An 887-nucleotide genomic window follows, 5' to 3' on the forward strand; every position below is an offset into this window, starting at 1 on the left:
AAAGGGCTCGGCTTTGGGGCGTTCAGTTCGTCACGCGGACACTGGACGCCCTAGGGCCGGGCCCTAGATTTGACGAAACCCGCCGAAGCATCCCGAAACAGGCTAGGCGAAAAGAGCTTGTTTTAAAGGGTATTTGTAGTTTCGGCGTGTTTCACCGAATGCCAAAATATAGACGTGTGGTCCTGGCCGTCGTTGCTACGGTCAAGCTTTTCGCGGAGGCGTTAGCGAGCCCAACCGGGTGGACTGCGTCGTCAATTCGTGGGGGCGAGGGAGGCCAGAAGGAACTCGGCTCCCGGGAGAGCACGGCATAAGCCGTCAAGCCACTGCGCAGGGAGCGGTCTGTGACAAAAAGCGCAATAAAATCAATGGATAATTGCGCTTGTGTCTACCGTTGTGTCGCGATCTGGTGACGGCTGCAGAATGTGTGGAAAACCTACGGGGCCAAACCCCCTAGGTTTAGTTAGTTAGGAAGCCCGCGATGCGGGTCCGCCTCGCCCGATGTCCAGCCAAGCCCGGCCAGATTCGACGACACAGGCCGCCTTGCCCGTTCCCGGCCCCAAGAGACCGAGTTTACCGCGCATTTCGCCGAGGCCGGGCGCTCACCTAGCTAGGTCCGCCGCTTGCGCACGCCAGTGGAAACGGTCTCGTGTGCACGCACCGGGGTGCAGGTCGTGAATACGAGCGCAAACCGGCTGCACTGCCAGTCCGCGCCGAGCGCGGCGCTGGTGGGTGATGTCAGGTTGACCGACAGTAATGCCGCTATGCAGGCAAACATCGCGTACGCCGCGATCAGCACCGCTCCCTTGTGGGTCCTTGGGTGGGAAATCATGGCCTTGGCTCCCGTACGATGGCCCCCTTGTGATCTAATTCGTCGTCCGTGAAGAACG

General features: G+C 60.3%; 1 protein-coding gene. It reads right to left on the reverse strand.

Going from position 1 to position 887, the window contains the following annotated elements; genetic code table 11:
• Positions 1 to 607: 607 nt before the first annotated feature.
• Positions 608 to 829, reverse strand: a complete 222-nt coding sequence (locus FXV83_RS39595; protein WP_148745472.1) for a hypothetical protein — start codon at positions 827 to 829, stop codon at positions 608 to 610.
• Positions 830 to 887 lie beyond the last annotated feature (58 nt).

This window comes from Bradyrhizobium hipponense, assembly GCF_008123965.1.
Classification (GTDB): domain Bacteria; phylum Pseudomonadota; class Alphaproteobacteria; order Rhizobiales; family Xanthobacteraceae; genus Bradyrhizobium; species Bradyrhizobium hipponense.

Coding starts and splice junctions, on each gene's coding strand:
- FXV83_RS39595 (WP_148745472.1), bottom strand. CDS start 829: ATGATTTCCCACCCAAGGACCCACAAGGGAGCGGTGCTGATCGCGGCG.